17 protein-coding genes are annotated in these 22752 nt (G+C 66.7%); 6 read left to right on the forward strand and 11 right to left on the reverse strand.

Annotated features, from left to right (window positions below):
- Window positions 1-123: 123 nt before the first annotated feature.
- Window positions 124-1437 carry an FAD-dependent oxidoreductase gene (locus AC3FNH_RS18500; protein ID WP_488721115.1) on the reverse strand — a complete coding sequence of 438 codons (1314 nt, stop codon included), beginning with the start codon at window positions 1435-1437 and terminating at the stop codon, window positions 124-126.
- Complete coding sequence (locus AC3FNH_RS18505) at window positions 1434-2639, reverse strand: carboxylate--amine ligase (protein ID WP_488721145.1); 1206 nt, start codon at window positions 2637-2639, stop codon at window positions 1434-1436. Before AC3FNH_RS18505 ends, AC3FNH_RS18500 begins: the two co-directional genes overlap by 4 nt.
- Before the next feature lie 545 nt (window positions 2640-3184).
- Here AC3FNH_RS18505 and AC3FNH_RS18510 point away from each other — a divergent pair.
- On the forward strand, window positions 3185-4645 hold the full coding sequence (locus tag AC3FNH_RS18510; RefSeq protein WP_488721116.1) for a glucosamine inositolphosphorylceramide transferase family protein: 1461 nt from the start codon (window positions 3185-3187) through the stop codon (window positions 4643-4645).
- On the opposite strand, the gene AC3FNH_RS18515 is transcribed toward AC3FNH_RS18510, so the two are convergent.
- The 6 genes from AC3FNH_RS18515 to AC3FNH_RS18540 form a co-directional block, all read right to left on the reverse strand.
- Complete coding sequence (locus AC3FNH_RS18515) at window positions 4608-5726, reverse strand: glycosyltransferase family 4 protein (RefSeq protein ID WP_488721117.1); 1119 nt, start codon at window positions 5724-5726, stop codon at window positions 4608-4610. The genes AC3FNH_RS18510 and AC3FNH_RS18515 overlap by 38 nt on opposite strands.
- A complete protein-coding gene (gene asnB / locus AC3FNH_RS18520) occupies window positions 5714-7744 on the reverse strand; it encodes an asparagine synthase (glutamine-hydrolyzing) (RefSeq protein ID WP_488721118.1) in 2031 nt (676 codons plus the stop codon). The genes AC3FNH_RS18515 and asnB overlap by 13 nt, the downstream gene beginning before the upstream one ends.
- Before the next feature lie 19 nt (window positions 7745-7763).
- A complete protein-coding gene (locus AC3FNH_RS18525; protein WP_488721119.1) occupies window positions 7764-8849 on the reverse strand; it encodes an NAD-dependent epimerase/dehydratase family protein in 1086 nt (361 codons plus the stop codon).
- Between the two features lie 42 nt (window positions 8850-8891).
- A complete protein-coding gene (locus AC3FNH_RS18530; protein ID WP_488721120.1) occupies window positions 8892-10169 on the reverse strand; it encodes a nucleotide sugar dehydrogenase in 1278 nt (425 codons plus the stop codon).
- A 165-nt stretch (window positions 10170-10334) separates the two neighbouring features.
- Window positions 10335-11516, reverse strand: a complete 1182-nt coding sequence (locus AC3FNH_RS18535; protein WP_488721121.1) for a glycosyltransferase family 4 protein — start codon at window positions 11514-11516, stop codon at window positions 10335-10337.
- 107 nt (window positions 11517-11623) lie between these two features.
- Complete coding sequence (locus AC3FNH_RS18540) at window positions 11624-12763, reverse strand: glycosyltransferase (RefSeq protein WP_488721122.1); 1140 nt, start codon at window positions 12761-12763, stop codon at window positions 11624-11626.
- Between the two features lie 265 nt (window positions 12764-13028).
- Here AC3FNH_RS18540 and AC3FNH_RS18545 point away from each other — a divergent pair, with 265 nt between their 5' ends.
- From AC3FNH_RS18545 to AC3FNH_RS18565, 5 genes are read left to right on the forward strand one after another with little or no spacing between them, the layout of a single operon-like run.
- On the forward strand, window positions 13029-13634 hold the full coding sequence (locus AC3FNH_RS18545; protein WP_488721123.1) for a sugar transferase: 606 nt from the start codon (window positions 13029-13031) through the stop codon (window positions 13632-13634).
- Between the two features lie 36 nt (window positions 13635-13670).
- Window positions 13671-14855, forward strand: a complete 1185-nt coding sequence (locus tag AC3FNH_RS18550) for a DegT/DnrJ/EryC1/StrS family aminotransferase (protein WP_276102646.1) — start codon at window positions 13671-13673, stop codon at window positions 14853-14855.
- A 7-nt stretch (window positions 14856-14862) separates the two neighbouring features.
- Entirely contained in the window at window positions 14863-15717 is an 855-nt protein-coding gene (locus AC3FNH_RS18555; RefSeq protein ID WP_488721124.1) for a phosphatase, read from the forward strand.
- Window positions 15714-16763: a hypothetical protein gene (locus tag AC3FNH_RS18560; RefSeq protein ID WP_488721125.1), complete on the forward strand. Its 1050-nt coding sequence runs from the start codon at window positions 15714-15716 to the stop codon at window positions 16761-16763. Before AC3FNH_RS18555 ends, AC3FNH_RS18560 begins: the two co-directional genes overlap by 4 nt.
- Window positions 16760-17791, forward strand: a complete 1032-nt coding sequence (locus AC3FNH_RS18565; RefSeq protein WP_488721126.1) for a GNAT family N-acetyltransferase — start codon at window positions 16760-16762, stop codon at window positions 17789-17791. The genes AC3FNH_RS18560 and AC3FNH_RS18565 overlap by 4 nt, the downstream gene beginning before the upstream one ends.
- 112 nt (window positions 17792-17903) lie before the next feature.
- Here the strand turns inward: AC3FNH_RS18565 and AC3FNH_RS18570 are convergent, their stop codons facing one another.
- The 3 genes from AC3FNH_RS18570 to AC3FNH_RS18580 all read right to left on the reverse strand — a co-directional run bounded on the left by AC3FNH_RS18570 (window position 17904) and on the right by AC3FNH_RS18580 (window position 22268).
- Window positions 17904-19946: a polysaccharide biosynthesis protein gene (locus AC3FNH_RS18570; RefSeq protein WP_488721127.1), complete on the reverse strand. Its 2043-nt coding sequence runs from the start codon at window positions 19944-19946 to the stop codon at window positions 17904-17906.
- 360 nt (window positions 19947-20306) lie between these two features.
- Entirely contained in the window at window positions 20307-21251 is a 945-nt protein-coding gene (locus tag AC3FNH_RS18575) for a glycosyltransferase family 2 protein (protein ID WP_488721128.1), read from the reverse strand.
- A 72-nt stretch (window positions 21252-21323) separates the two neighbouring features.
- A complete protein-coding gene (locus AC3FNH_RS18580; RefSeq protein WP_276102652.1) occupies window positions 21324-22268 on the reverse strand; it encodes a helix-turn-helix transcriptional regulator in 945 nt (314 codons plus the stop codon).
- Window positions 22269-22752: the final 484 nt, after the last annotated feature.

A 22752-nucleotide genomic window follows, 5' to 3' on the forward strand; every position in this document is an offset into this window, starting at 1 on the left:
CTGGCGGCCGGTACGGCGTGGCCGCCTCCGCCCGAATCGCTTCGGTTCCCTGCACCATCGTTGCCGCACGCGGGCCCTGGCAGCGCCGGCGGATGACCTCGTTACGGGCGCGCAGTCCCATTCCTATTCGGCCGGGGTTTTCACTCCCTGGAAGGCTGGCGGCGGATGCAGCTGCGCGTCAGCGCTGCCTTCGGCAAGGACCTGCGGCGCGCCCTGCGGCTGGAGGGCGCGGTTGCCGCCCTCCGCGGCATGGCGCAGCCTGATATGCCGCGCGATGCAGGGCGCGGCATATTTGGCGCCATAGACGAAGCGCAACGCCGGGCCGAAGCTCATGGCCGCCGCGGGCCCCGTGATGTAGAGCCCTGGCACGGCGGATTCGAAGTGGCCCGACAGTTCGGGCCAGCCATCGACCAATGACAGCGCCTGGATGATCTCCGGCGACAGGAAGGCGTGCTTGGCCACGTCGACCCTGAAGCCGGTGGCCGCGACGACGTGGTCCCCGGTAACGGTGGCCGGACCGTCGCCGCCGGTCACCTGCAGCACGACCCCGCTCTTGTGAACGCTGACGTGCTCGACCGAAGTGTTCATCGACAACTCGACCTTGCCGACTACGCGGTCACGCAGCCACCACGCGCCGGAGGGACCGAACGAGGTTTCGGCGATGCGCCTGCGCAGCCGCTGCCCTGCGGCCCGGAACAGATATGGAAATTCCGACAGGACGTACGGATACCAGCCCTGAGCCAACCCGCCTTCGGGACTCAGCATCCGCGAGATCAGGCTGCGGCCGACATCCGGATCCTTGTTCCAGGTAATGGTGTCGCCCCGGATCAGCACGCGGACATGCGCGCCCAGTTCGTTGAACAGTGCCGCCAGCCCAAGGGCGGATTGTCCGCCGCCGACGATGACGATGCGCTTGCCACGGGCCCACGACAGGCTGCCGAATACCCCGGAGTGCACGACACCCGGGCTGGGCAACCCCTGCAGTACCGCTGGCATGTACTCGAACCCCTTGAGCCCGAGGGCAACCACCGCACGCCGGGCAATCAGGCAGCTGCCGTCGCTCAGTGACAGGCGAAAGCAACCGTCCTGGCGGCGCAACTCCGTAACTTCCACCGGGCGCACGTGGCCGACCAGCTGCGACTGGAACCAGAGTCCATACTCGATGAATCGTTCAAGCGGCAGGCGCATCCCGATCGGGGCATACGGCAAGTGCATGCGACGGCTGTAGTCCTCCAGCCGGTAGCCGGCACGGGGTGCGTACAGGTCGGAGGCGAAGGCCTCCGAACGCATGAGCATCCCGGGAGGCATGAAATTGCGCCACGCAAACATCGGCTCGCCGAGCACCTGGTGGGGCACGCCAATGTCGCTGAGGTGGGCCGAGATCGACAGTCCATACGGCCCGGCCCCGATAATCGCGGTGTCTGTGGTCGAGATCATTGCTGTTCCTGTTGGACCTGGTCGCGGCGCGTGGAGGGAAACCAGCCGTTCCACTGATGAAGGAAGCGGTCGAGCGGCCGGTTCAGGCAGTAGTGACGGATGGCCGGAAGCGGGTCGTCCCAGCGGAAATAGCCATCGAAGGTGCGGGCATCAAGCGGCACCAGGCCGGCCGGGGCCCGACGGATGAAGGTCGCGCGCCAGACCGCGGGGGACGAGGCCGCGACTGCCGGCAGTTCGGGCAGGCCCAGTTCATGCCGGTACGCCGCCAGCGGGATATTGACCCCGCACAGCGTGGCGATTTCCTCCTGCCAGTCGATCCGTCCTACGGTAGGCTCGATCATCACGAAGCGCCGGTGGTTGTCGTCCCACTTGTATTCCATGCTGCCCATGCCCTCGAAGCCGGCGCACCTGGCGAAGTCCAGCGTGATCTGCTCCAGCTCCGCGTGGGCTTCCGGCGCGGCGACACATACGGCGGTACTGCCGACGTCCGGTGGCCAGCAGGCCAGCTTCCTGCCCGTGAATGCCGCCGCGGTCATGCCGTTCCTGCCGCGGTAGAAGAGGGTGAAATAGATATTGCTCTGCGTGCCTTCGATCCATTCCTGCGCCACGATGCCACCGGGCGTGCGCAGCATGGCGCGCGCGTGGGCCTGGCCCTCGGGCAGCGTTTCCACGCGGACTGCCCGCTCCTTGTTCCCGCTCAGCGCCTGGCGCTTGTCGTCGGGTTTGAGCACGCAGGGAAAGCGCAAGCCGGATAGCATGGACACGTCGAGCTGTCCGTTCATGATGACGGTGCGTGGCACCGGGAAGCTGTTTGCTTCGGCAAAGCAATGGAAGGCCGCCTTGCTGCTGAGCACGCGCACGCCTTGCGCCGACGGCATCCGAAACCGATACCAGGCCGACAGCTCATCCCGGTTTTCCGAGACGCTGTGGACGGCATCCTCGTCGGTCAGGAACAATACCGGCCGCTGGCCGAGACGCCGGGCCAGCGCGATCATGTCTTCGGTGAAGTCGCGGCCCACGAAGCTGCGAACGATATGCCGGCGGGCATGACGCGACCAGAATGCCGGCGTGCCGTGTCTTGTGTCCACGACGACGACGGGAATGCCGTTGCCTGACAGCGAGCGTACCAATCCAAGCCCGCCGAGTTCGCCGCCGACGACTACGGCCACGGTTTTCTCTGCCGGATCCATCATGCTATTCATCATGATTTCTGGGAAGCGGTAGGCCTTGCACTGCGGCCGGATGGCCGAAAAGGGCAAGAACGGAGCTCGCAAGGTCCAGACGCTCCTGCCTGTCCCGTCGGCACAGGTACCGGGGCTGCGTACCAGACCGACAATGGCAATGTAGATTTGTGCACACGGGTTATCCGTACGGAGACACACACACGCCGCTTTCAAGGGGGCACCACGGTCCTGCCTTCGGCACCGGTGCACCGGGTCAGCACTTTCAGGCTACATCGAAGCCCGCGGGCTTTCCGTACGGGGGCATACACACTCCCGGTTTCCGGCACTGCCGCGCTGCCGCCGGAACCATCGGACGCGGGCCTGTTACCTACCGATGGATGATTCCGCTTAGGCCAAAAGGCTACTGTCGGCGCTGCGCGTCCTGGCGCCAAATGCCGGAAGTGATATTGCGCCCTATCGCCGGGGAGAAAGCCATGTCCTGTCTGTCAACAGGGGCCGCCACGGGAGAGACCCTCGTCATTGTGGTTACCTCGCGCGAGCCCGCGGGTTGGGAGCGGTCCGTGATGCAGCGTCTGCAAGGCTCGGGCGCATGCCGGGTAATCGTGCGCACGCTGGATGCAATGAATGATCCGGACAAAGTGCGCGCAGCGGCTGGTGCAGCGCAGGCGCCGCCAATGTGCGCGCCCGTGACCGCCATCGTCGACCTCACCGGCCGCCTGGATACCGACTGGCACCGCTACGCCACTGAGGGCATGTGGCGCCTTTGCGACCAGCGCGGGCTTGCTCCGGGCGATCCGCACCACGGGCTGGAGACACATGCCAGTGGTGCGGGCATCCACCTGCAGCTGGTGGCGTGGACGCCGTCGCGCGTGTTGATCGTCGATACCGCGTCCGGCTATGCCGAACCCTGTGAAAAAATCAGTTCTGAACGGCTTGCCGTCATGAGCGCGTCGCTGCTCATCGGTGCCCTGCGTGAAATCCGTGCCCTCGGCGGCCTGAGAGGGCGCCAGCCATGGGAGCCGCGCCGCGGCCGCGTGCCGGCATGGCGGCGCCTGCTCTGGCGCATGCGCGCCGTGGCCGGTCACGCTGCCATCCAGCTCAAGGGATTTCTTCTGGTCGAGCAATGGATGGTGGGCATCGTCGACATGGCGCTTGCTGACGCGGTGCGCGCGCAGCAGCTGCCGGTGCGATGGCTCGGCAAGCGCAAGCCGTCGTACTGCTGGGCGGATCCGTTCGGGGTGCCCGGCAGGCAGGACGAGATCTATTGCGAGGAGTTCGATCTGCGGCACGGCCTTGGCCGCATCGTCAGGCTGACCCTGGATGCGCACGACGTGCCGTCCCGCGCCGGGGACGTCGATCTTGGTCTGCCCGGGCACCTGTCGTTTCCGTATCTCTTCCGACACGACGGGGCGCTGTATTGCGTGGCGGAGTCGTCGCAGAGCCGGCGCTGCGTGCTGAACCGCCAGGACGAGACCGGAGGCTGGCAGCAGGTCGCGGTGCTTCTGGAAGACGTCGCAGCGGTCGACCCGACCATCTTCGAGCATGATGGCCGCTTCTGGCTGCTCTACACAGACGTTCAGATGGGGCAGTTCGACAACGTATGCCTGTGCTATGCCGACCACCTGCTCGGGCCCTGGCAGCCACACCCGCAGAACCCGGTCAAGTTCGACCACGGCTCGGCGCGCGCGGCCGGGTCGGTTGTGCGCGACGCAGGGCAACTGCTGCGCGTGGCGCAGGTCTGCAAGAGCGGCTACGGGCAGGCCATCGCAGTCAACCGCATTGTGCATTGCACGCCGGAGTTCTATCGGGAGGAGACGGTGGGGATCGTCAGCCCGAAGGGGGACCGCGTCAACCCGGACGGACTGCATACCATGTCGGACTGGGGCGACCGTACCGTGGTGGACGGCAAGCGCCACCTCTTCCACGCAGGGGTGCTGTGGCACCGGATCGTGGCGCGCGTCGCGCGCGCCTTGCGCCTGCCTGCGCCTACTCGAACCCCATCTCGCGCAGCATCGCGACATTGACCTTGTGCACGTCATACTTGGTCTCGGCGATCTGGCGCGAGCGTTGGCCCATGCGCACCACCTTTTCCCAGTCCTCGATCAGCTGCAGCATGGCCAGCTCCAGCGCGCCGACGGACTTGACCGGCACCAGGATGCCATTGTCGCCGTCAACCACAGTCTCGCGGCAGCCCGGCGCATCCGTGGTGATAATGGGCCGTCCCATGGCCATGGCTTCCAGCACGGAGCGCGGTGTGCCTTCACCGTAGGAGGGCAGCACGTAGACGTTGCAGCGGGCGATGGCCGGGCGCACGTCCGACAGGCGGCCAAGGAAGTCGACCGTCCCGTCGGCGATCCATGCGTCCAGTTCATCCTGTGCGATGGCATTGGGACCGGTGTCGATCCAGCCCACCAGGCTGAAGCGGGCGTTGGCGCCACGCGCCCGGATGCGGCGCGCGGCCTCTGCATACTCGCGCACGCCCTTGTCGCCCAGCAGGCGGGCGATCAGCAGAAAGTGCGGACCGTCGGCAGGCAGCGGCGCGGCCTGGAAGCTCGCGACGTCCACGCCGGAGCCATTGACGATGCACGAGCGCTTGCCGGCCGGCAGGATCTCCGAGCGGCGGAACAGCGCCTCATCGTCGGGATTCTGGAAAAAGGTCGTATGCGCACGCCTGAGCGCCAGCGCGTAAAGCCGCTGTACCAGCGCGCGCAGCCTGCTTTGCTCACTGCCTTCACGGAAGGCATAGCCAAGCCCCGTGATCAGCGCAAAACGGCGCGGCACGCGCGCCAGCCACGCTGCCAGCAAGCCATAGATCACCGGCTTGATGGTATAGCTCATGACGCAGTCGGGGCGGATCCTGCGCATCAGGCGATGCAGCGCGAGCAGGGTGCGCGCATCGGCCAGCGGGTTCATGCCGGTACGCTCGAGCGCGACATCATGCACGATCACGCCGCGCGATTCCAACGCGGTGCGCGCTGGGTCTCCCGCCGGCAGGCCGGGCGCGGCCACATGCATTTCCACCCCTTTTTCCTGCAATGCCGCGATGAGCGGACCGCGGAACGTAATCAGCGACTCGCCGAAGCTGGCGATCATCAGGAAGCGCATGCCAGGCTCCGGTCAGGCGCGGCCGCGTTCACCGGCTCCGGCGACGTCCCGTGCGAACGCTCGTTCGCCAGCCATGCCTGGAACATGAGCACGCACCACAATGAATGCTGCCAGTTGCGCCGTCCGCAAAGATGCTCGGCCCAACGGCTGCGAACCGGCTCCGGATTCAGGTAGCCCTGCTGCCGCAGACGCCGGTCATCCAGGAGATCCTCGGCCCAGTCGCGCAGCGGCCCGCGCAGCCAGGTGTCGATCGGAATGCCGAAGCCCATCTTCGGGCGCTCGATCAGGGAGGCCGGCACATAGCGGTCGAGTACCCTGCGCAGGACCCATTTGGTCGTGTAGCCGCGGGCATCCCTGCGCAACTTGTACGCCAGTGGCAGGCGCCAGGCGAATTCGACCACGCGGTGGTCGAGGAAGGGCACGCGCGTCTCGAGGCTGTGACGCATGGCCGCGCGGTCTACCTTGGCCAGGATGTCGTCCGGCAGGTAGGTCAGCAGGTCCAGCGCCATCATGCGCTCCACCTCGGCCAGTGCGCCGAAGGACTGCGCGGCGCTGTCCAGCAGCGTGGCGGGCTCCATGCCGCCGATGACGAGCCTGTCGGGGCGGGACCACTGGGACACCATGCCGCGGTACAACTCGGCCCCCGAACGCGCGGCCATGACGCCGGCCCCTTTGTGGATTTTCTCGCCCACATTGAACCAGCGCGAGGCGACGGGGAACGAGGCCGCGATCCGATCGATGCGGTGCGGAGAGAGGCGCGTCAGTCCCCAGGCGGCGGCGGCCCGCATCGGGCTGGGAATGCGCGCGAGACGCTGCCACAGCTCGGCCGTGATCTGGTAGCGGTTATAGCCGCCGAACAGCTCGTCGCCGGCGTCGCCGGACAGCGATACGGTGACGTGCCGCCGCGCCAGTTCGCTGACCAGCAGGGTTGGGATCTGCGATGAATCGGCGAACGGCTCATCATAGGTCGCGGGCAGCCCCGGGATGACTGCCATCGCGTGTTCCGGCGTGACGTACAGATCCGTGTGGTCGGTGCCAAGATGCCGTGCCACGGCCTTCGCGTGCGCGGCTTCACTGTAATCCGAGCCGTGAAAGCCAATGGTGAACGTGCGGATCGCCTGCGATGACTGGGACTGCATCAGCGCCGCGACCGTCGACGAGTCGATGCCACCGGAAAGAAAGGCGCCCAGCGGCACGTCCGCCATCATCTGGCGCTTGACGGCGTCGCGCAGCAGCCGTTCCAGGCTGTCGACCGCTTCCCCGGCATCTCCGGTGAAAGGATTGCGCACGCCATCCAGCACCACCGCGGCGCCGGACCAGTAGGACCGCAGCGCGGGTTCGGGGGCGCGCATCGAAACCGTGAGCAGGTGCCCCGGCAGCAGCTTGGCGACGCCCTGGTAGATCGAATGGCCGCCGCCCACATTGTTGTGGCGCATATACAGGCACAGCGCATCCCGGTCGATGCGGCCCTCGAACGACGGGTGCGGCCGCAGCGCCTTGAGTTCCGATCCGAACAGAAAGGTACGGGCGCTGCCTGTGGCCTGCCAGCCATAGTAGAGCGGCTTTTCGCCGAGCCGGTCCCGGGCCAGCGTGAGCGTGCCGGTGTGCCGGTCCCACAATGCGAATGCGAACATGCCCACAGCCCGCCTGACGGTGGCGTCGACGCCCCAGGCGTCGATGCCGGCCAGCAGCGTTTCGGTGTCGGAGTGACCCCGCCACCGGGGCGCGGCGCCCGCGCGCTCCAGCTCGGCGCGGATCTCCAGGTGGTTGTAGATCTCGCCGTTGAACGCAATCACGTGGCGGCCGCTGGCAGCGGTCATCGGCTGATGTCCGGCCGCTGAGAGATCGACAATCGCCAGGCGCCGGTGGGCCATGCCGAAGGGCTTGTCCGGGTCGCACCAGATATCGCCGTGGTCTGGCCCGCGGTGGCGAATCTGGCTGGCCATGTTGCTCAGCACGGTTGCCCGGCCGGCCAGAGTGTCCGGCAAGCCGCCGAGGAATCCTGCGAATCCGCACATGCTGTTTTTCCGGTTGCGCTCAGGCGCTAAGCGCCTGTTGCCTCTGCACATACCAATGCATCGCCTCGGTCAGTCCCTCGCGGATGCGGTGAGTGGGCACGTATCCCAGCCGGCGTTGTGCCTTGCCGATGTCGGCCTGGCTGTGGCGCACGTCGCCGGCCCGGAAGGCGCGGTAGACCGGCCCGGTGTCGGCGGCGATACCGTAGGGCCGCAGCCCGTCCCGAAGCAGCTCGAACAGCGTGGTCAGGGTCGTGCGGTCGCCGACCGCGACGTTGTAAACCTGGCTGTCTGCCTCGCGGCTTTCGCTGGTCGCGGCAAGCAGGTTGACCTGCACGGCGTTCGCGACGTAACAGAAGTCGCGGCTGGTTTCTCCGTCGCCGTTGATATAGACGGCTTCGCGCCGCAACAGGGCTGCGATCCATGCCGGAATCACGGCGGCATAGGCGCCGTTGGGATCCTGGCGCGGCCCGAACACGTTGAAGTAGCGCAGGCCAATGGCATGCACGCCGTAGCAGCGGTGGAAGACATCGGCATAGAGCTCGTTGGCGTACTTCGTGACCGCGTAGGGGCTCAGCGGCTTGCCGATGCGGTCCTCCACCTTCGGCAGGCCCGGGTGGTCGCCGTAGGTGCTGCTGCTTGCTGCATAGACGAAGGTCTTGACCTGCGCGTCGCGGGCGGCGACCAGCATGTTCAGGAATCCGCTGATATTGACGCTGTGGGTCGCGACGGGATCTTCCAGGCTGCGGGGCACGGAGCCGAGCGCCGCCTGATGCAGCACGAAGTCCACCGGATACGGCCGGGCGGCGGCTCCCTTGCGCCCGGGCAGGCCAAACAGCATCGCGCTGCGGCAGTGCTCCGGGTTGCGGATGTCGCCTTCGATGAACTGGAAGTTCTGCCACTGCCGGGGCGACACCAGTGCCTCGACTTCGCCAAGGTTGCGGCGGTGCCCGGTGGAGAAGTTGTCCAGGCCGACAACGCGCTGGTCCAGGCGCAACAGTGCTTCCAGAAGGTTGCTGCCGATGAAGCCGGCGACGCCGGTGACGAGCCATGTGCGCGGCGTGGCAGCCAGGCGAGACTTGAGGTGCGTATAGACGTTGTCTTGCATGAAACAGTTTCCCGTTACGCAGGTTCCAGAGGGCGTGCCTGGCTACAGGCGTCCGTCGACGTCGCTCCTCGGCAGGATGCCCTTCACGTCGAACAGGACCGCATGCTGCTTGCCGAAGGCCTTGATCGCCCGCACGCCCATGGTGACGAACTGGTGGTGTGCGACCGCCAGCACGATGGCGTCATATTGGTCGAGCCGGGGGGCCTCGCGCAGGCAAGACAGGCCGTACTCGTGCTCGGCGTCCTCGACATTGATCCACGGGTCATAGACGTCGACCTGTGCGTTGTAGCCACGCAGCGTTGTCACGATGTCGACTGCCTTGGTATTGCGCACGTCCGGACAGTTCTCCTTGAAGGTCAGGCCGAGCACCAGGACGCGGCTGTCGAGCACCGGAATGCCCCGGCGCAGCATCAGCTTCACCACTTCATCGGCCACGTGGATCGCCATCTTGTCATTGATACGCCGGCCGGCAAGGATGACCTGCGGGTGATAGCCGACCTCCTGCGCCTTGTGTGTCAGATAGTAGGGATCGACCCCTATGCAGTGCCCGCCGACCAGGCCGGGACGGAACGGCAGGAAGTTCCACTTGGTGCCGGCGGCCCGCAGTACTTCGAGCGTATCGATGCCCAGCTTGTGGAACAGCAGGCTGAGTTCGTTCATCAGCGCGATGTTCACGTCGCGCTGGGTATTCTCGATGACCTTCGCGGCCTCCGCCACGCGGATGCTGCTGGCCCGGTGCGTGCCGGCCACGATGATCTTCCCGTAAAGCTTGTCGATGGCCTCGCTCGCCTCGGGCGTGCTGCCGCTGGTGACTTTGCGGATATCCGGCAGCCGGTGCTCCTTGTCGCCGGGATTGATGCGCTCCGGGCTGTATCCGCAGAAGAAGTCCACGTTGAATTTCAGGCCGCTGTGCCGCTCCAGCACCGGTACGCAGATTTCCTCGGTGGCGCCCGGGTAGACGGTCGACTCGTAGATCACCACGGCACCCGGCGCCATTGCCCTGGCCGCGGTCTCGCTCGCCAGGATCAGCGGCATCAGGTCGGGGCGCTTGGCCCTGTCCACCGGCGTTGGCACGGTCACGATAAAGACCTGGCAGGCCTTCAGCGCTTCGGGATCGCTGCTGTAGTGCAGGTGGTGCGCGCTGCGCAGTTCGTCCGGACCGACCTCGAGTGTGGCGTCGTGGCCGGCGCGCAGTGCTTCGATGCGTGCGGCATTGATGTCGAAGCCCAGCACCGGCTGCTGCTTGCCGAATTCCACCGCGAGCGGCAGGCCGACGTAGCCCAGACCAATGATGGCGACTTGTGCGTGGGTTAAGTCCATGACCGTGATCTTCCGGGTTGGCGAGCCTGTCGGCGCAGGCAAGCGAGGACAGGCTCGTCGAAATTATCTTGCGCCGGCAGCACGCCGTGCGCGGGGGTTCGTGTCTTGGCGTACACAAGCCGCGTACCCGTGGCGCCCGGGCGTGCGGCGGCTGTGCCGCCCGTGTCATGCCATGCCGGCTTCGCTTGTGCCGGTCTCTCCCGTCTCGCCCGTCTCGCCCGATATGCCGCACAGGAGCCGTTCCCACCGCGTGGCGATCTCGCCTGGCGCGAACCTGTGTACGTGCCGGCGACCCGCCTCGGCCAATCGTTTGGCCAGCTCGGGACTGGCGATCACCGCCGCGATGCCGCGCGCGAGGGCGGCGGCGTCGTCGACCGGACTGATCCGGGCGTTTTCATCGTCGGTGAGCATGGCCCTCACGCCCGTCTCGCAGTCGGTCGCGACGATTGGCAGGCCGTACGCCATCGCCTCCACCAGCACCAGCGGGAAGCCTTCATATCGCGAGCTCAGGCACAGTAAGGCGGCGTCCCGGTACACCGACTCGATATCGCTGCGTGCCGGCTCCAGGCGCACACAGGCCTGCAGGCCGAGCCGGTCACGCAGTTGCGTCAGCGGTTCGAGCAGCTCGCCACTGCCCACGATCCGCAGCCGCCAGTCAGGAAAAGATTTCGCGATGGGCACCCACGCCTGCAACAGCACGTCGAAGCCCTTGACCTCGGTCAGGCGGCCCACTGCAACCGCGGTCCGGGACGTGCGCACAGCGGGCTTGGCGGGAATGGGAAATGCCAGGGTATTGGGGATGACCTCGATGTTCTCGCAGTGCAGGTTGCGTACCCATTTGTCGCGATCCAGGTCGGTCAGCACCACGATCCGCCGGCAGGTGCGCGCGCTCAGGCGGCGGGCAAGGCGGCGCACCGGAAGACCCAGGTCCTGGTCGAAGTTGCAGTGCTCCCAGGCAATGCGGTGCACGCCAAGGCCCAGGCATGCCGGCAGGGTGAACAGTGTCAGCAGCGGGTCGACCTCCACCAGCAACGTAATGCCATGCTGCCTGACGTAGCGGCGAATGCGCGCGACGGTCTGCAGGAAGTGCGTGCGAAACGAGGGCCGCTTGTCAAACAGCGCGTCATGCCGCACCGCGGGGTCGAGCGCAAAGCAGCTATGCGCGTCGCAAAGACTGAGAATGCGGATAGGGTGGCCGCGCCTGGCCAGTGCATTGGCAATGGTAGCCGTCATGCGCTCCGCGCCGCCGAACGTGCCCAGCGTGCCGGTCAGGAAGCAGATCGCCGGACCCTTCGTGGTACTGGCTTGCTGATGCCGGCCCGGACTACCGGTATCGCGCTGTTGCATCGGTGGTCTCCACGTGTGGCAACTTGCGGAACAGGACACCCGGGTACGCTATCGCGGCGGGAAGCCGGCATCCGTTCGGCGCCGAACGCAGGCCCGCGCCCGCGCAATCACTGGCAGCGCGCGGTGGCATCGAGCGACTCCATGTGGGTGGCCGCATTGCTGCGGGAGTGTGCCGCGTATAGCTGCAGCCATGCGCGGGCGATGACTTCAATGCTGAACCCGGAAGCGATGTGCTGACGCCGGGCTGCTTCGTCCGCCGCGTCACCACGCCCGCGCGCAAGGGCAGCGCACATGGCGCTTGCCAGCGCGGCCGTATTCGCGCGTGGGACCAGGCTGCCGGCATTGCCCATCAGCGCCGCGACCCCGGCGGCGTCGGTGGCCACGACCGGGCAGCCGCACGCCAGTGCTTCGCCCACCACCAGCGGCATGCCTTCGATCCGTGACGACAGCACGAACAGGTCCGCGGCGTTCAGCAGCGCCGGCACGTCCCGGCGCATGCCGAGCAACCGTACCTGGCCGCCCAGCCCGTATCCGGCGATCAGCCCTGCCATGGTCTCGCGCAACGGCCCGTCGCCGGCGATCATCAGCACCGTACCGCGCGCGGGAGGCATCTGCGCGAAGGCGTCGATCAGGTCCGCGTGCGCCTTCTCCCATACGAGCCGGCCCACGTTGAGGATGAACCGGTCGTCCGGGCGCAGGCCAAGCGCGGCGCGTGTGGTGGCCCGGGCCTGCGCGCACGGGCGGTAGCGGGCGGTATCGATACCGTTGGGGACCACGATGATCCGCTGTGCGGGCGCCGCGCGGGCCGCGATCATCGCCTGACGGCCTTCTTCGCTGACGTGGGTGGTGAGATCCGACCAGCGGTCGGTGAGGCGGTAGGCCAGCATGCGCAGCGCGCCGCCCTCGAAAAAGCTGTGCGCCGTGCAGACGGTGATCGGCACGGGGCACACGCGCGTCAGCATGCGGGCAAACAGGTTGGCGTGAATCATGTGGGCATGGATGATGTCCGGTCGCCATCGCGACACAAAGCGCCGAACCTGCACGAGCGCGGCCAACAACGCCACTGGCGTCTTGCGCATCTTCAGCATCAAGGTTTCAACGCCTTCCGGAAGCGCCACCTCCCTGCCCGGCAGCAGGCTGATCACCGAAACCGCGTGTCCCAGCGACACGTACTGCCGCGCCAGTGCGGCCACCTGCTGTTCCGCGCCACCGAGCTGCAGACAGGTGATGAGCAGCGTAATGCGCATAGGCCTGGCCTGCGTCGCGCGTAGGCTCGGATCCATTCTGGCTCCTTGAGGGTGTTGAGGCCGGTGTTGAGGCAGTAGCCGGCACGCTAGCGCTGCGCGTGCGCGGCATCTGTTCGGCGTCGAACGCAGGCCGCAGCACCGCGCCACGCGCGGCCCGCGAACGTTCTGTGGTGCAAGGCACGTTCCGGCCGCCTCGGACGCTTCTCAGGGTCGTGCGAATCAGGTTACATATCCCCGTAGACGACTCACGCGGGGTGAATGGATCATGAAGCGCGCTCTCGATGTTGTCATCGCGTTGGTGGCCCTGGTGGTGCTGGCGCTGCCTCTTCTGATCGTGGTGGCGCTCGTTCGCAGCAAACTTGGCAGTCCGGTTTTCTTCCGGCAAACGCGTGCCGGTCTCAACGGCAGACCGATTGAAGTCATCAAGTTCCGCACCATGACCGACGAGCGTGGCGCCGATGGCGAATTGCTGCCCGATACCGAGCGCATCACGCCGTTTGGCTGGGTCATCCGGCGCACCAGCATCGATGAACTCCCCGAGTTGTGGTGCGTGCTGAAGGGCGACATGAGCCTGGTCGGGCCGCGCCCCTTGCTGATGGAGTATCTGCCGTTCTATACGGCCGAACAGGCACGGCGGCTGCTGGTCAAGCCAGGCATCAGCGGATGGGCGCAGGTCAACGGGCGCAACTCGTTGAGCTGGGAAGAGAAATTCAGGCTCGACGTATGGTATGTGGACCACCAGTCGATCTGGCTGGACATCCGCATCCTGTGGCGCACGATCGGCACGGTGCTCGCCAAGGAGGACATCAGCGCCGCCGGCGAGGTATCGGCAACCCGCTTCGACGTCGACATGAGCCGCAAAGCGCAATAGGCGATCCGGCCAACGCCGCACCCTCGAGGATTGGCAATGCTCAATACCGGATTTTCCCCGTGGCCGAGCTTCAGCCGCGAAGAGGCCCAGGCAGTCCAGCGCGTACTGCTCTCGAACCGCGTCAACTACTGGACCGGTACCGAGTGCCGCGAATTCGAACAGGAGTTCGCCGCGTGGTGCGGCGCGGCGCATGCCATTACGCTGGCAAATGGCACGCTGGCGCTCGACGTCGCACTGCAGGCGCTTGGCATCGGGCCGGGTGACGAGGTCGTTGTCACGCCACGCACCTTCCTTGCCAGCGTCTCATGCGTGGTCAACGCGGGCGCTACGCCGGTGTTCGCGGACGTCGATCGCGACAGCGGCAATATCAGTGCCCGCACCATCGCCGCCGTCGTCACGCCTCGCACGCGGGCGATCATCTGCGTGCACCTGGCTGGCCTGCCTTGCGACATGGAGCCCATCATGGCCCTGGCGCGCGGGCACGGTCTCAAGGTGATCGAAGACTGCGCGCAGGCGCACGGTGCCGTCTACAAGGGACGGATGGTCGGAACCATCGGCCACATCGGGGCTTGGTCGTTTTGCCAGGACAAGATCATGACCACAGGTGGCGAGGGCGGCATGGTCACCACCGACGATCCGGTCTTGTGGTCGCGCATGTGGTCATACAAGGATCATGGCAAAAGCTGGGAAGCCGTGTACGACCGCTCGCATCCGCCAGGCTTTCGCTGGGTCCATGACTCCTTTGGCACCAACTGGCGCATGACCGAGATGCAGGCAGCGATCGGGCGCGTGCAACTGCGCCGCATGGCTGGCTGGCATGCCAGGCGTTGCGCAAACGCGCTGGCATTGTCGGAAGTGCTTGGCGCGTGCGATGCCCTGCACGTGCCGCTGCCACCGGCCGGCGTGGAGCATGCCTGGTACAAGTTCTACGCCTACGTGCGGCCCGAGCGCCTCGCCGAGGGCTGGAGCCGCGACAGCATCATGGCTGCCATCAACGCAGCCGGAGTGCCTTGCTATTCGGGCATTTGCGCCGAGGTCTATCTGGAAAGAGCGTTCGACGGCACCGGATGGCGGCCGGCCGAGCGCTTGCCGGCAGCGCGCACGCTCGGCGAGACCAGCCTGATGTTCCTCGTGCATCCGACGCTGACCGATGAAGAAGTGCGCATGACCGCGCAGGCGGTGCGAAGCGTGATGCGACAGGCAACGCGCGCGGCGGCGTGATGGCGAGATGGCGACATTCCTGTGGGACCACTACCTCTACTTCGGCGAAAGCCGCCTGGCATTGCCGTTGGCCGCCTGGATCGCAGTCTGTTTCGTCGTCGCGGGGCAAGGCTGGCGCGCGTTGCGCTGGACGGCGTCGTTTGCCATCGGCGGGGGGCTGATGCTGGCGGCCAAGGCCGCATTCAGCTACACCGGCTGGTCGCTGCCATCGATCGGCGTCTACAGTGCCAGTGGACACGCGATGCTGACGGCGGCGGTGTATCCGGTGTTGCTGACGCTGCTGGGCTCGGTGCTGGGCAGGCACACCGCCTGGCTCGGACTGGCGACGGGGGTCGGGCTGGCCTTGTTCATGCCCGTGGTGCTGGTGACCGATTTTCATCACACGGTCGGCGAGTCGCTCGTCGGGTTGGGTGTCGGCTTTGCCGTTGCCGCGGTGACGCTGTGGCGCTGGCGACCGGTCGGCTTCACTCACGTCGGCGTGACCGTGGCCGTGCTGGTGCCGGCGGCGCTCCTGTTTGATCCGCGCGACGCGGCCGATGACATGCTGGGCGCCATGCGTAGTCGCGTGGTGAAGTGGACCGGCGCCACCGGAGAGTACTGGCGCAGCATCGATCCGGATCCGGCTACGGGAAAGCGGGTCGTCTCGATCGAATTCATGAGGCTGGAAGACTCGTCAGTCCGGTGCAGCCATCGGGGCCATCACCGTCCGCACATGGCTGATTGCCGTGTCACCGAGCTGGGAGCGAGCGCGCGGGCATCGCGACGCAGTCTGCAGGCAGCCACGCGATGCGGTGCGTCCGGAGGGCCCCCCCGCGACGGCGCATCGGGTGCGCACGGCGTCAGCCTGGAGGGCATGGGATGACAGCTGTGAACCCCGCTGCCGAGTTCGGTTCGTTCTTCCATCTCGATCCTGCCATTCCGCTCGGCGGCGATCCCTGGCTGCGCCCGGGCGACCTGCTCGCCGGCACCGGACGCGACGCGCTGCGCGCCATTGTGGCGCAAGGGCGCTCGCGCGGCTGGCGGCGCCTGCACGCGCCCAGCTACTACTGCCACGCGGTGCTGGACGACATCGCGCGCGACATCGACGTACGCCTGTATCCGCACGCCCCGTTCGGCGGCCCGGCGCAGCTCTCGCTGGCCGACGACGAGGCGGCGCTCGTGCCCGAATATTTCGGCCTGCGGGCCGGGGTTGACGTGCAGGGCGGCAGCGTCCTGCTCGACCGCTCGCACGATCTGCTGGCCACCTGGTCATATGCCCGTACGCCGGACTATTTGTTCGCGTCGCTACGGAAGACCTTGCCGGTGCCCGACGGCGGCCTGGTGCGTGCGCTGGCCGGGCAGCCGTTTCCACACGCGCTGGCGCCCACGGCGGCGCATGCGCGCGCCGCCGCCGGCATGGCCGCCGCAATGGCGATGAAGGCGGCTTACCTGGCAGGCTTGCCGGTTGCCAAGGCCGCCTACCTGGCGCTGGCCGGCGAGGCCGAGGCCGCGCTTCGGGGCGATCCCGAGATCTCGGGGCCGACCGCGCTCACGCGCGCGCTGGCATCCGTTGCCGACCTCGGCCGGATGCGGCAGCGCCGGCGCGACAACCTGGCGCTGCTGGGCCAGTGTCTGGCCGGTTTGCCCGCCGAGCTGCAATGGCGGGAAACGCCGGCTTTCGGCATCCTGCTGTGCAGCGATGCCGCGGCACGCGCGCGCATCCGGCAAGGGCTGATCCGCGCGGACGTGTTCACCGCGGTGCTGTGGCCCATGACATGGTCCGGCGTTCCGCAAAGTGATCGTCTGCTGTCGGAGCGCATCCTGGTCCTGCATGCCGATTACCGCTACAGCGCCCGCGATATCGCGCGCCTCGGCGAGATCATCCTGCGCATTGTCGCCAACGCCGATACATCCGATGAGGACCGATGATGATGAGGACCCATGTGCTGGAGACCTCCAGCACCGAATGGCTTGAGGTACTGGCCCGTTGCCGGCACGACAGCCACCACACGCCGGGATGGCTGCGCGCGTCGGAGCATCAGGACAGCGGCAAGGCGTTCGCGCTGCATGCCACGGACGGCAGTCATGAGCTGTTCGTGCCGCTGCTGCGCCGTGACATCGACGGCGCGGACTGGGATGCGAACTCGCCCTACGGGTATGCCGGCCCGCTCGTCAGCGACGACGCGCCCGCCTCGTTCGTGGACGCGGCGATGTCGGCGGCCATGGCACTGCTGCGCGAGCAGGGCTGCGTCTCGTGCTTTATCCGGCTGAATCCGCTGCTCAACGCGGCGTGGCACAGCACCATCGGCACGCTGCTCGAGCATGGCATGACGGTGTCGATCGACCTGTCCAAGAGCGAGGCCGAACATTGGAAGGAAACGACGCACGGTCACAGGCTGGACATTGCCAAGGCCACGCGCGCCGGTGTCACGGTCCGCCTGGACGAGACCCTGGAGACGCTGCCTCATTTCATCCGCCTCTACAACGGCTCCATGGACCGCTTGCGTGCCAACGGCTACTACTACTTCAACGACGACTACTACCGCACCCTGGCCCGTGAACTCGGCGATCGGCTGCGGCTGTTCGTGGCCCAGGAAGATGGCGTCATCATCGGCGGCAAGACGGTTACGGTGTCCGAAACCGCCGGCATCGTGCAGAGCCACCTGATCGGTGTCGACACGCGCTACATGCATCGGCAGCCCAGCAAGATCCTGATGCACGCGATCCGGCAGTGGGGGCGTGAGCGCGGCCACCGGTGTTACCACCTCGGCGGAGGCCTCGGCGGATCGGCTGAAGATTCCCTGTTCCGCTTCAAACGCGGATACTCGCCGAATACGCACGTGTTCCGCACGCAGCGAATCGTGGTGAATCCCGCCCGGTACCTGGCACTGTGCGGCGGCGAGCCCTCGACGCTGCAGGACCTGAGCGGATTCTTCCCTGCTTACCGCCGCACGTAAGGCAAGCAGGGCAGAGCGGATAAACGGGCACGGCGGCGAACGACGGCGGCCGCCTTCAGGCGGCTGTCACGCAGGTCGGAGCAGCAGTTCCGAACCCGCGGGCTGTGCCGGCTCAACGCCGGTTGCCCGCCTCCGACGGGCCTAGCGCCGGGGACGCGACCCGGCGCAGCACGGCCTTCCGGGGCACTCTGGCGTCATCCTGCGCGTCCTGGCTGGCCTGGCTGCCCTGAGCGGCTTCGACGGGCACGGCACGGAGCCGCGCGCGCCCGGGTTCGTCCAGGGACGTGTACGGGGCGTACTCCGGCACGATCGCCTGCAGCGCCATCTGGATCCGCAGTTCGTCGCGGCCTTCGCAGGCCGCATGGAGCCGGATCAGCCTCTCGTGCAGTTCCTCTTCTTCCAGGCTTGGCTCCTGCGAGCGCATGATGCGTTCATGGTCACTCGGCGTGACATTGCCGCCGATCAGCAGTTCCTCGTAGAGTTTCTCTCCCGGCCGCAGGCCGACGAACTTGATCTCGATGTCTCCGTTGGGGTTCTTGGCGTTGCGTTCCACCAGGCCAGCCATCTCGATCATCGTCCTGGCCAGGTCAATGATGCGCACCGGCTGTCCCATATCCAGCACGAAGACCTCGCCGCCGCGCGCCATTGCGCCCGCCTGGATCACCAACTGCGAGGCCTCGGGGATCAGCATGAAGAAGCGGATGACATCGGGGTGCGTGATGGTGATCGGTCCGCCTGCTTCTATCTGGCTGCGGAACAGCGGAACCACAGAGCCGGAAGACCCGAGCACATTGCCGAAGCGGACCATCGAGAAAACCGTGCGCGTGCCGGGGCGCGCCGCGGCGGCCTGGAAGATCAGCTCCGCGATGCGCTTGCTGGTGCCCATCACGTTGGTGGGGCGCACAGCCTTGTCGGTCGAGATCAGGACACAGGTCCGCACGCCGAAGCGGTCGGCCATGTTGACGATGGTCTGCGCGCCCAGCACGTTGTTGCGAATGCCTTCGGGCATGTTGCCTTCGACCAGCGGGACATGCTTGTAGGCGGCCGCATGATAGATCGTATCGACCTGCTGGCCCTGCATGGCGGCGGCCACGGCCTTGGCGTCGCACACCGAGCCGATGCGCGCCATCAGCGGCACCTCGGGGAAGGCCCGGCGCAGATCTTGCTCCACCATGTAAAGCGCCCATTCGGAATGGTCGAACAGAATGAGCTTGCGGGGCTGCTGCGTGGCGACCTGGCGGCACAGCTCGCTGCCGATGGAGCCGCCCGCGCCGGTCACCATGACGACCTTGCGGTGCGTGCACTTGGCAAACAGTGCCTCGCGCGGCGGCACGGCGGGCCGGCCGAGCAGGTCCTCGACCTTGACCTCGCGGATCGACTGCATGGTGATCTTGCGGTCCACCAGCTCCAGCAGCGTGGGCAGCGTACGAACGCTCACGGCGTATCGGTGCAGCTTGTCCAGGATTCGCTTGCGCTGCTCCGGCGACAGGGATGGAACCGCTAGCACGACTTCGTCGATGTTCAGCCGCTGCAGCTGCGCTCTCATGCGCGACGTGTGGTACACCGTCAGGTCCGCGAACGTGTGATTGTCGAGCGACTGGTCGTCGTCGAAGAAACAGATGGCCTCGTGGTCGACGCTGGCGCGCATGGCGTTCACGAGCTGGAAGCCGGCCTCGCCGGCACCGAAGATGCCCACGCGCCGGATCGCACGCCCGCGGGGGTTGCGCCACAGTTCGCTGCGCCGCAGGATGGCACGGATCAGGAAGCGCGAGATCACCACATAGGCGAACGCGATGAACCAGTAGATCAGAAGGCCGGCGCGCGGCAGCCGGCTGTCATTGATGAGGAAGGACACGCCGTAGGTCAGCCCGACCATGGCGGCCATGCTGACGCCGGCGGCCCACAGCACCTTGAGGTCGATGTACCGCAACACGGTCCGGTACAGGCCGCTGAACGAGAATACGGGGATCGTGCAGGCCGCGATGAACAGCGGCGGCCAGATGCCGTACTGCACGATCAGCTCGCGGTTGCCGGCGCGCAGCAGCAGGGCCAGCGCGAAGCACAGCGGCAGGGCCAGCAGATCGACCGTCATCATCAGCACGATCTTCAGGCGCCGCGGGAGGGAGGTCAGTTTCAAGGCGCGCAGGCTTGTCATGGCCGGGCTCCCCGCAATATCAACGCGGCCGGACCCGCCGCCATGGTCGCTGCAACCCGAATTCCGCACGGACCGCGGCCGGCGGGATCCTTCCGGAGCGTCCACATCGGTGTTTCCATTGCACGGCTCTTCTTCCGTTCCGAAGGTGCGGACGCCAGACAGCGGCCGGCTGTCATGCCGATCGCTACCACTCCACGCAGCAACGCCGCATGCATCCGTCTCGCTGCCAAGGTACCGTGTCTGCAGGGCCCGGCACAATCCGGCTACGTGCGCTGCCGAACGTGGATTGGCGTCACATCCATGCGCTCACGCAGGAAACGGCATGGCCGGCGCTGGCGAGAGGGCGCTCTGCCAGCGCGGCTAATCGCGTGGAAACGGCATGCGGACGCTGGCCTGGAGACCGCCGTGGCCGGCGCCGCCGGATGCGTCCGGCCGCCGTCGCAGATGCCGCCACAGCCGCTGCGCGGTGGCACAGAACGGCGCAACGCCGCGCCACCCGGCCTGATGCAGCTGATGGGCAAGCTGGTGTGGCAAGGCGAACGCCAGGAACAGCACGGCCTTGCCCCGCTGGTGCTGGCTGTGGCCATAGCGCCAGAAGGTCACGTACAGGCGCGATGCCTCGCAAGCCGCCGCCGGCTCGTCGCGCGCCGGTGGTGTGGCGTGCCGGTTCACGGCGCTTGGCATCAGTTCGATGCGGCAATGGCACTCGTACACGGCGCGGCCCGCCAGGTCGATCTCGTCATAGCCCGCTGCCAGCTCTTCGTCGAACGCAATCTGATCGAACAGCGCGCGCGGAAACACCGTGCTGTGCAGCACCACTGAGCAAAGGCGCTCGCCATAGCGGTAATCGAGCGCGGGCCGGCCCAGGAAGGTCGGCTTGCGCGGCCTGCCTCGCTCTGCGCCGCACAGGTCGGTGCCGGTGAGGATCAGCGGCGCTGCCGGCGCACCGGCGCTTGCCTGGTGAATATGATCATCCGCGATCCGCTCGCTCATCTGCTGCAGGAATGTCAGTCCAAGCAGCGTGCGATCGTCCAGGATGAGGACGTGCGTGCCGGTCGCCGCGCGCACGGCGCGGTTGCGATTGGCCGCACATGCGCGCCGTGGTCCTTCCAGGTACGTGACATCGGGAAACTCGCCGCGCATCATCTCGCGGGTTTCGTAGTTGCTGCTGTCATCGGAGACGATGAGCTGTTGCGGCGGCGTGGTGGATTGCGCGACGGACTGCAGCGTCTGGCGCAGGCCATCCGGATTGTCGCGCGTGCAGATGCACACGGAAAACGTGGGCAGGAAAGTGCTGGCAGGCATGGCTGACCCCCTCGGTCCCCCGGGGCAGCACCGGCCCGTCTTTTCATGCGGGCTCGGCGCGTACTGTGGCGTTCAGATCGTCGGGCTCGCGCCCTCGTAGACGGCCGCATCACCGTGGCATGCGACCACGGGCCGCATGCTGCTGTCGCGCGTCACGCGCTCGTCGCCACTCACCCATTCGAGCGTGGCGCCGCGCTGCAAGGCGGCGTAGACGGCTTCACCCTTGTTGCGTACCTTGAGGCGCTGGTAGAGCGTGCAGGCATGGCTCTTCACCGTGGCCACGGAGATGTTCAGCATGCGGCTGACCGTCTTGATCGGATAGCCGCGCGCCAGCAGCACCAGCACCTCATACTGGCGCGGCGTGATCTTGAGCATCTCGGCTTCGTCGTAGCTCGGTTCGGCCTCGGCAAGCGGTTCGGCCGGGCGTGCGTTGCCCGACAAGGGCAGGCCAGGCTTGAGTCCGGTGAGATCGCGTACCGCAACGCTGCTGCGCAACGCGCTGCGCGGCGCGCTCGCACATGTGGCAAGCGAAAGCTGTTCGGGCGCTGCAGCGGCCGGCAGCGGCGCGGCGGATGCGAGCGATTGCGTGACCGGCAGGGCCGGGCGCGATGCCGACGGCAGCGTGCCGGTCTCCGCGCTGAACAGCAGGCCTTGCACGGAGGAAACCGCGAGCCGGATGGCGGCCTCGATGACTGCCAGCGATGCCGATTTGGGCAGGCATCCACATACGCCACGCGCGCTGTCCGCATCAGGCATGTGCAGCGGCAACTGATCGGCGAGGATCAGGATGCGCTGGGGCGAGAGCATCTCGCGGGCGACCTGCAGTTGCGACCATCCGATGCGTGTGTCGGCGGGCATGCCGAAGACCAGCAGGTCCGCGTCGTGCGGGACATTGTCGTGCCGCCCGAGCTCTTCAGGCGCGAGCGCTGCGACGTGACCGGAATCCTGGACGTTCTCGAGCATCTGCAACAGCCCGAGACGGAGCAGAGGATGCTCCTCGATCAGCAAGGCATTCATGTTTCACTCCCCGTTACTCGGGAGGGAATGCGGGTGCTTTGCGTATGGGGAGGCATTGCATGGCAGGCGGACGCGCGCTATCTGCGGCCCGCTGACTGCCCTGACCCCCCGTGCTTCCATGTCCGGCCTGTCCCATTCTCTGCTCGGAACTTGTCGGCGGCTGGAAGATGACCCGAACCCGAACCCGAAACTTGCTCGCTCCAAAATCGGCTTAAAACCATCTTATGGGGTGGTGGTATGGATTGCAAGCAAGGCTAATCGGCAGGAAACGAAGTGGGAATGAAGCAGGCTTCATAATACCGGCCCAAAATCCCTCCATTTGGCGGGACCATGTGGTGAGAGCGACATGCCAGCTAGCGCTGGCGACCGTATCACAACTGAGACATCACTTGGCAAAATGGTTGCAGGCATGCAACCGATCTGATTATTCCGGGGCTTGCTGTGCCGGTTTTATAACCCCTTCGGGGGGTAATAGAAAATCAAT

The organism is Cupriavidus sp. 22TCCZM01-5 (assembly GCF_057798915.1).

What these genes read in the sequence shown, in the direction of transcription:
- AC3FNH_RS18560 (WP_488721125.1), top strand. Translation starts at nt 15,714, where the DNA reads ATGACAGCTGTGAACCCCGCTGCCGAGTTCGGTTCGTTCTTCCATCTC.
- AC3FNH_RS18530 (WP_488721120.1), bottom strand. Translation starts at nt 10,169, where the DNA reads ATGGACTTAACCCACGCACAAGTCGCCATCATTGGTCTGGGCTACGTC.
- AC3FNH_RS18525 (WP_488721119.1), bottom strand. Translation starts at nt 8,849, where the DNA reads ATGCAAGACAACGTCTATACGCACCTCAAGTCTCGCCTGGCTGCCACG.
- AC3FNH_RS18500 (WP_488721115.1), bottom strand. Translation starts at nt 1,437, where the DNA reads ATGATCTCGACCACAGACACCGCGATTATCGGGGCCGGGCCGTATGGA.
- AC3FNH_RS18575 (WP_488721128.1), bottom strand. Translation starts at nt 21,251, where the DNA reads ATGCCTGCCAGCACTTTCCTGCCCACGTTTTCCGTGTGCATCTGCACG.
- AC3FNH_RS18565 (WP_488721126.1), top strand. Translation starts at nt 16,760, where the DNA reads ATGATGATGAGGACCCATGTGCTGGAGACCTCCAGCACCGAATGGCTT.
- asnB (WP_488721118.1), bottom strand. Translation starts at nt 7,744, where the DNA reads ATGTGCGGATTCGCAGGATTCCTCGGCGGCTTGCCGGACACTCTGGCC.
- AC3FNH_RS18505 (WP_488721145.1), bottom strand. Translation starts at nt 2,639, where the DNA reads ATGAATAGCATGATGGATCCGGCAGAGAAAACCGTGGCCGTAGTCGTC.
- AC3FNH_RS18510 (WP_488721116.1), top strand. Translation starts at nt 3,185, where the DNA reads ATGCAGCGTCTGCAAGGCTCGGGCGCATGCCGGGTAATCGTGCGCACG.
- AC3FNH_RS18545 (WP_488721123.1), top strand. Translation starts at nt 13,029, where the DNA reads ATGAAGCGCGCTCTCGATGTTGTCATCGCGTTGGTGGCCCTGGTGGTG.
- AC3FNH_RS18570 (WP_488721127.1), bottom strand. Translation starts at nt 19,946, where the DNA reads ATGACAAGCCTGCGCGCCTTGAAACTGACCTCCCTCCCGCGGCGCCTG.
- AC3FNH_RS18550 (WP_276102646.1), top strand. Translation starts at nt 13,671, where the DNA reads ATGCTCAATACCGGATTTTCCCCGTGGCCGAGCTTCAGCCGCGAAGAG.
- AC3FNH_RS18535 (WP_488721121.1), bottom strand. Translation starts at nt 11,516, where the DNA reads ATGCAACAGCGCGATACCGGTAGTCCGGGCCGGCATCAGCAAGCCAGT.
- AC3FNH_RS18580 (WP_276102652.1), bottom strand. Translation starts at nt 22,268, where the DNA reads ATGAATGCCTTGCTGATCGAGGAGCATCCTCTGCTCCGTCTCGGGCTG.
- AC3FNH_RS18515 (WP_488721117.1), bottom strand. Translation starts at nt 5,726, where the DNA reads ATGCGCTTCCTGATGATCGCCAGCTTCGGCGAGTCGCTGATTACGTTC.
- AC3FNH_RS18555 (WP_488721124.1), top strand. Translation starts at nt 14,863, where the DNA reads ATGGCGACATTCCTGTGGGACCACTACCTCTACTTCGGCGAAAGCCGC.
- AC3FNH_RS18540 (WP_488721122.1), bottom strand. Translation starts at nt 12,763, where the DNA reads ATGCGCATTACGCTGCTCATCACCTGTCTGCAGCTCGGTGGCGCGGAA.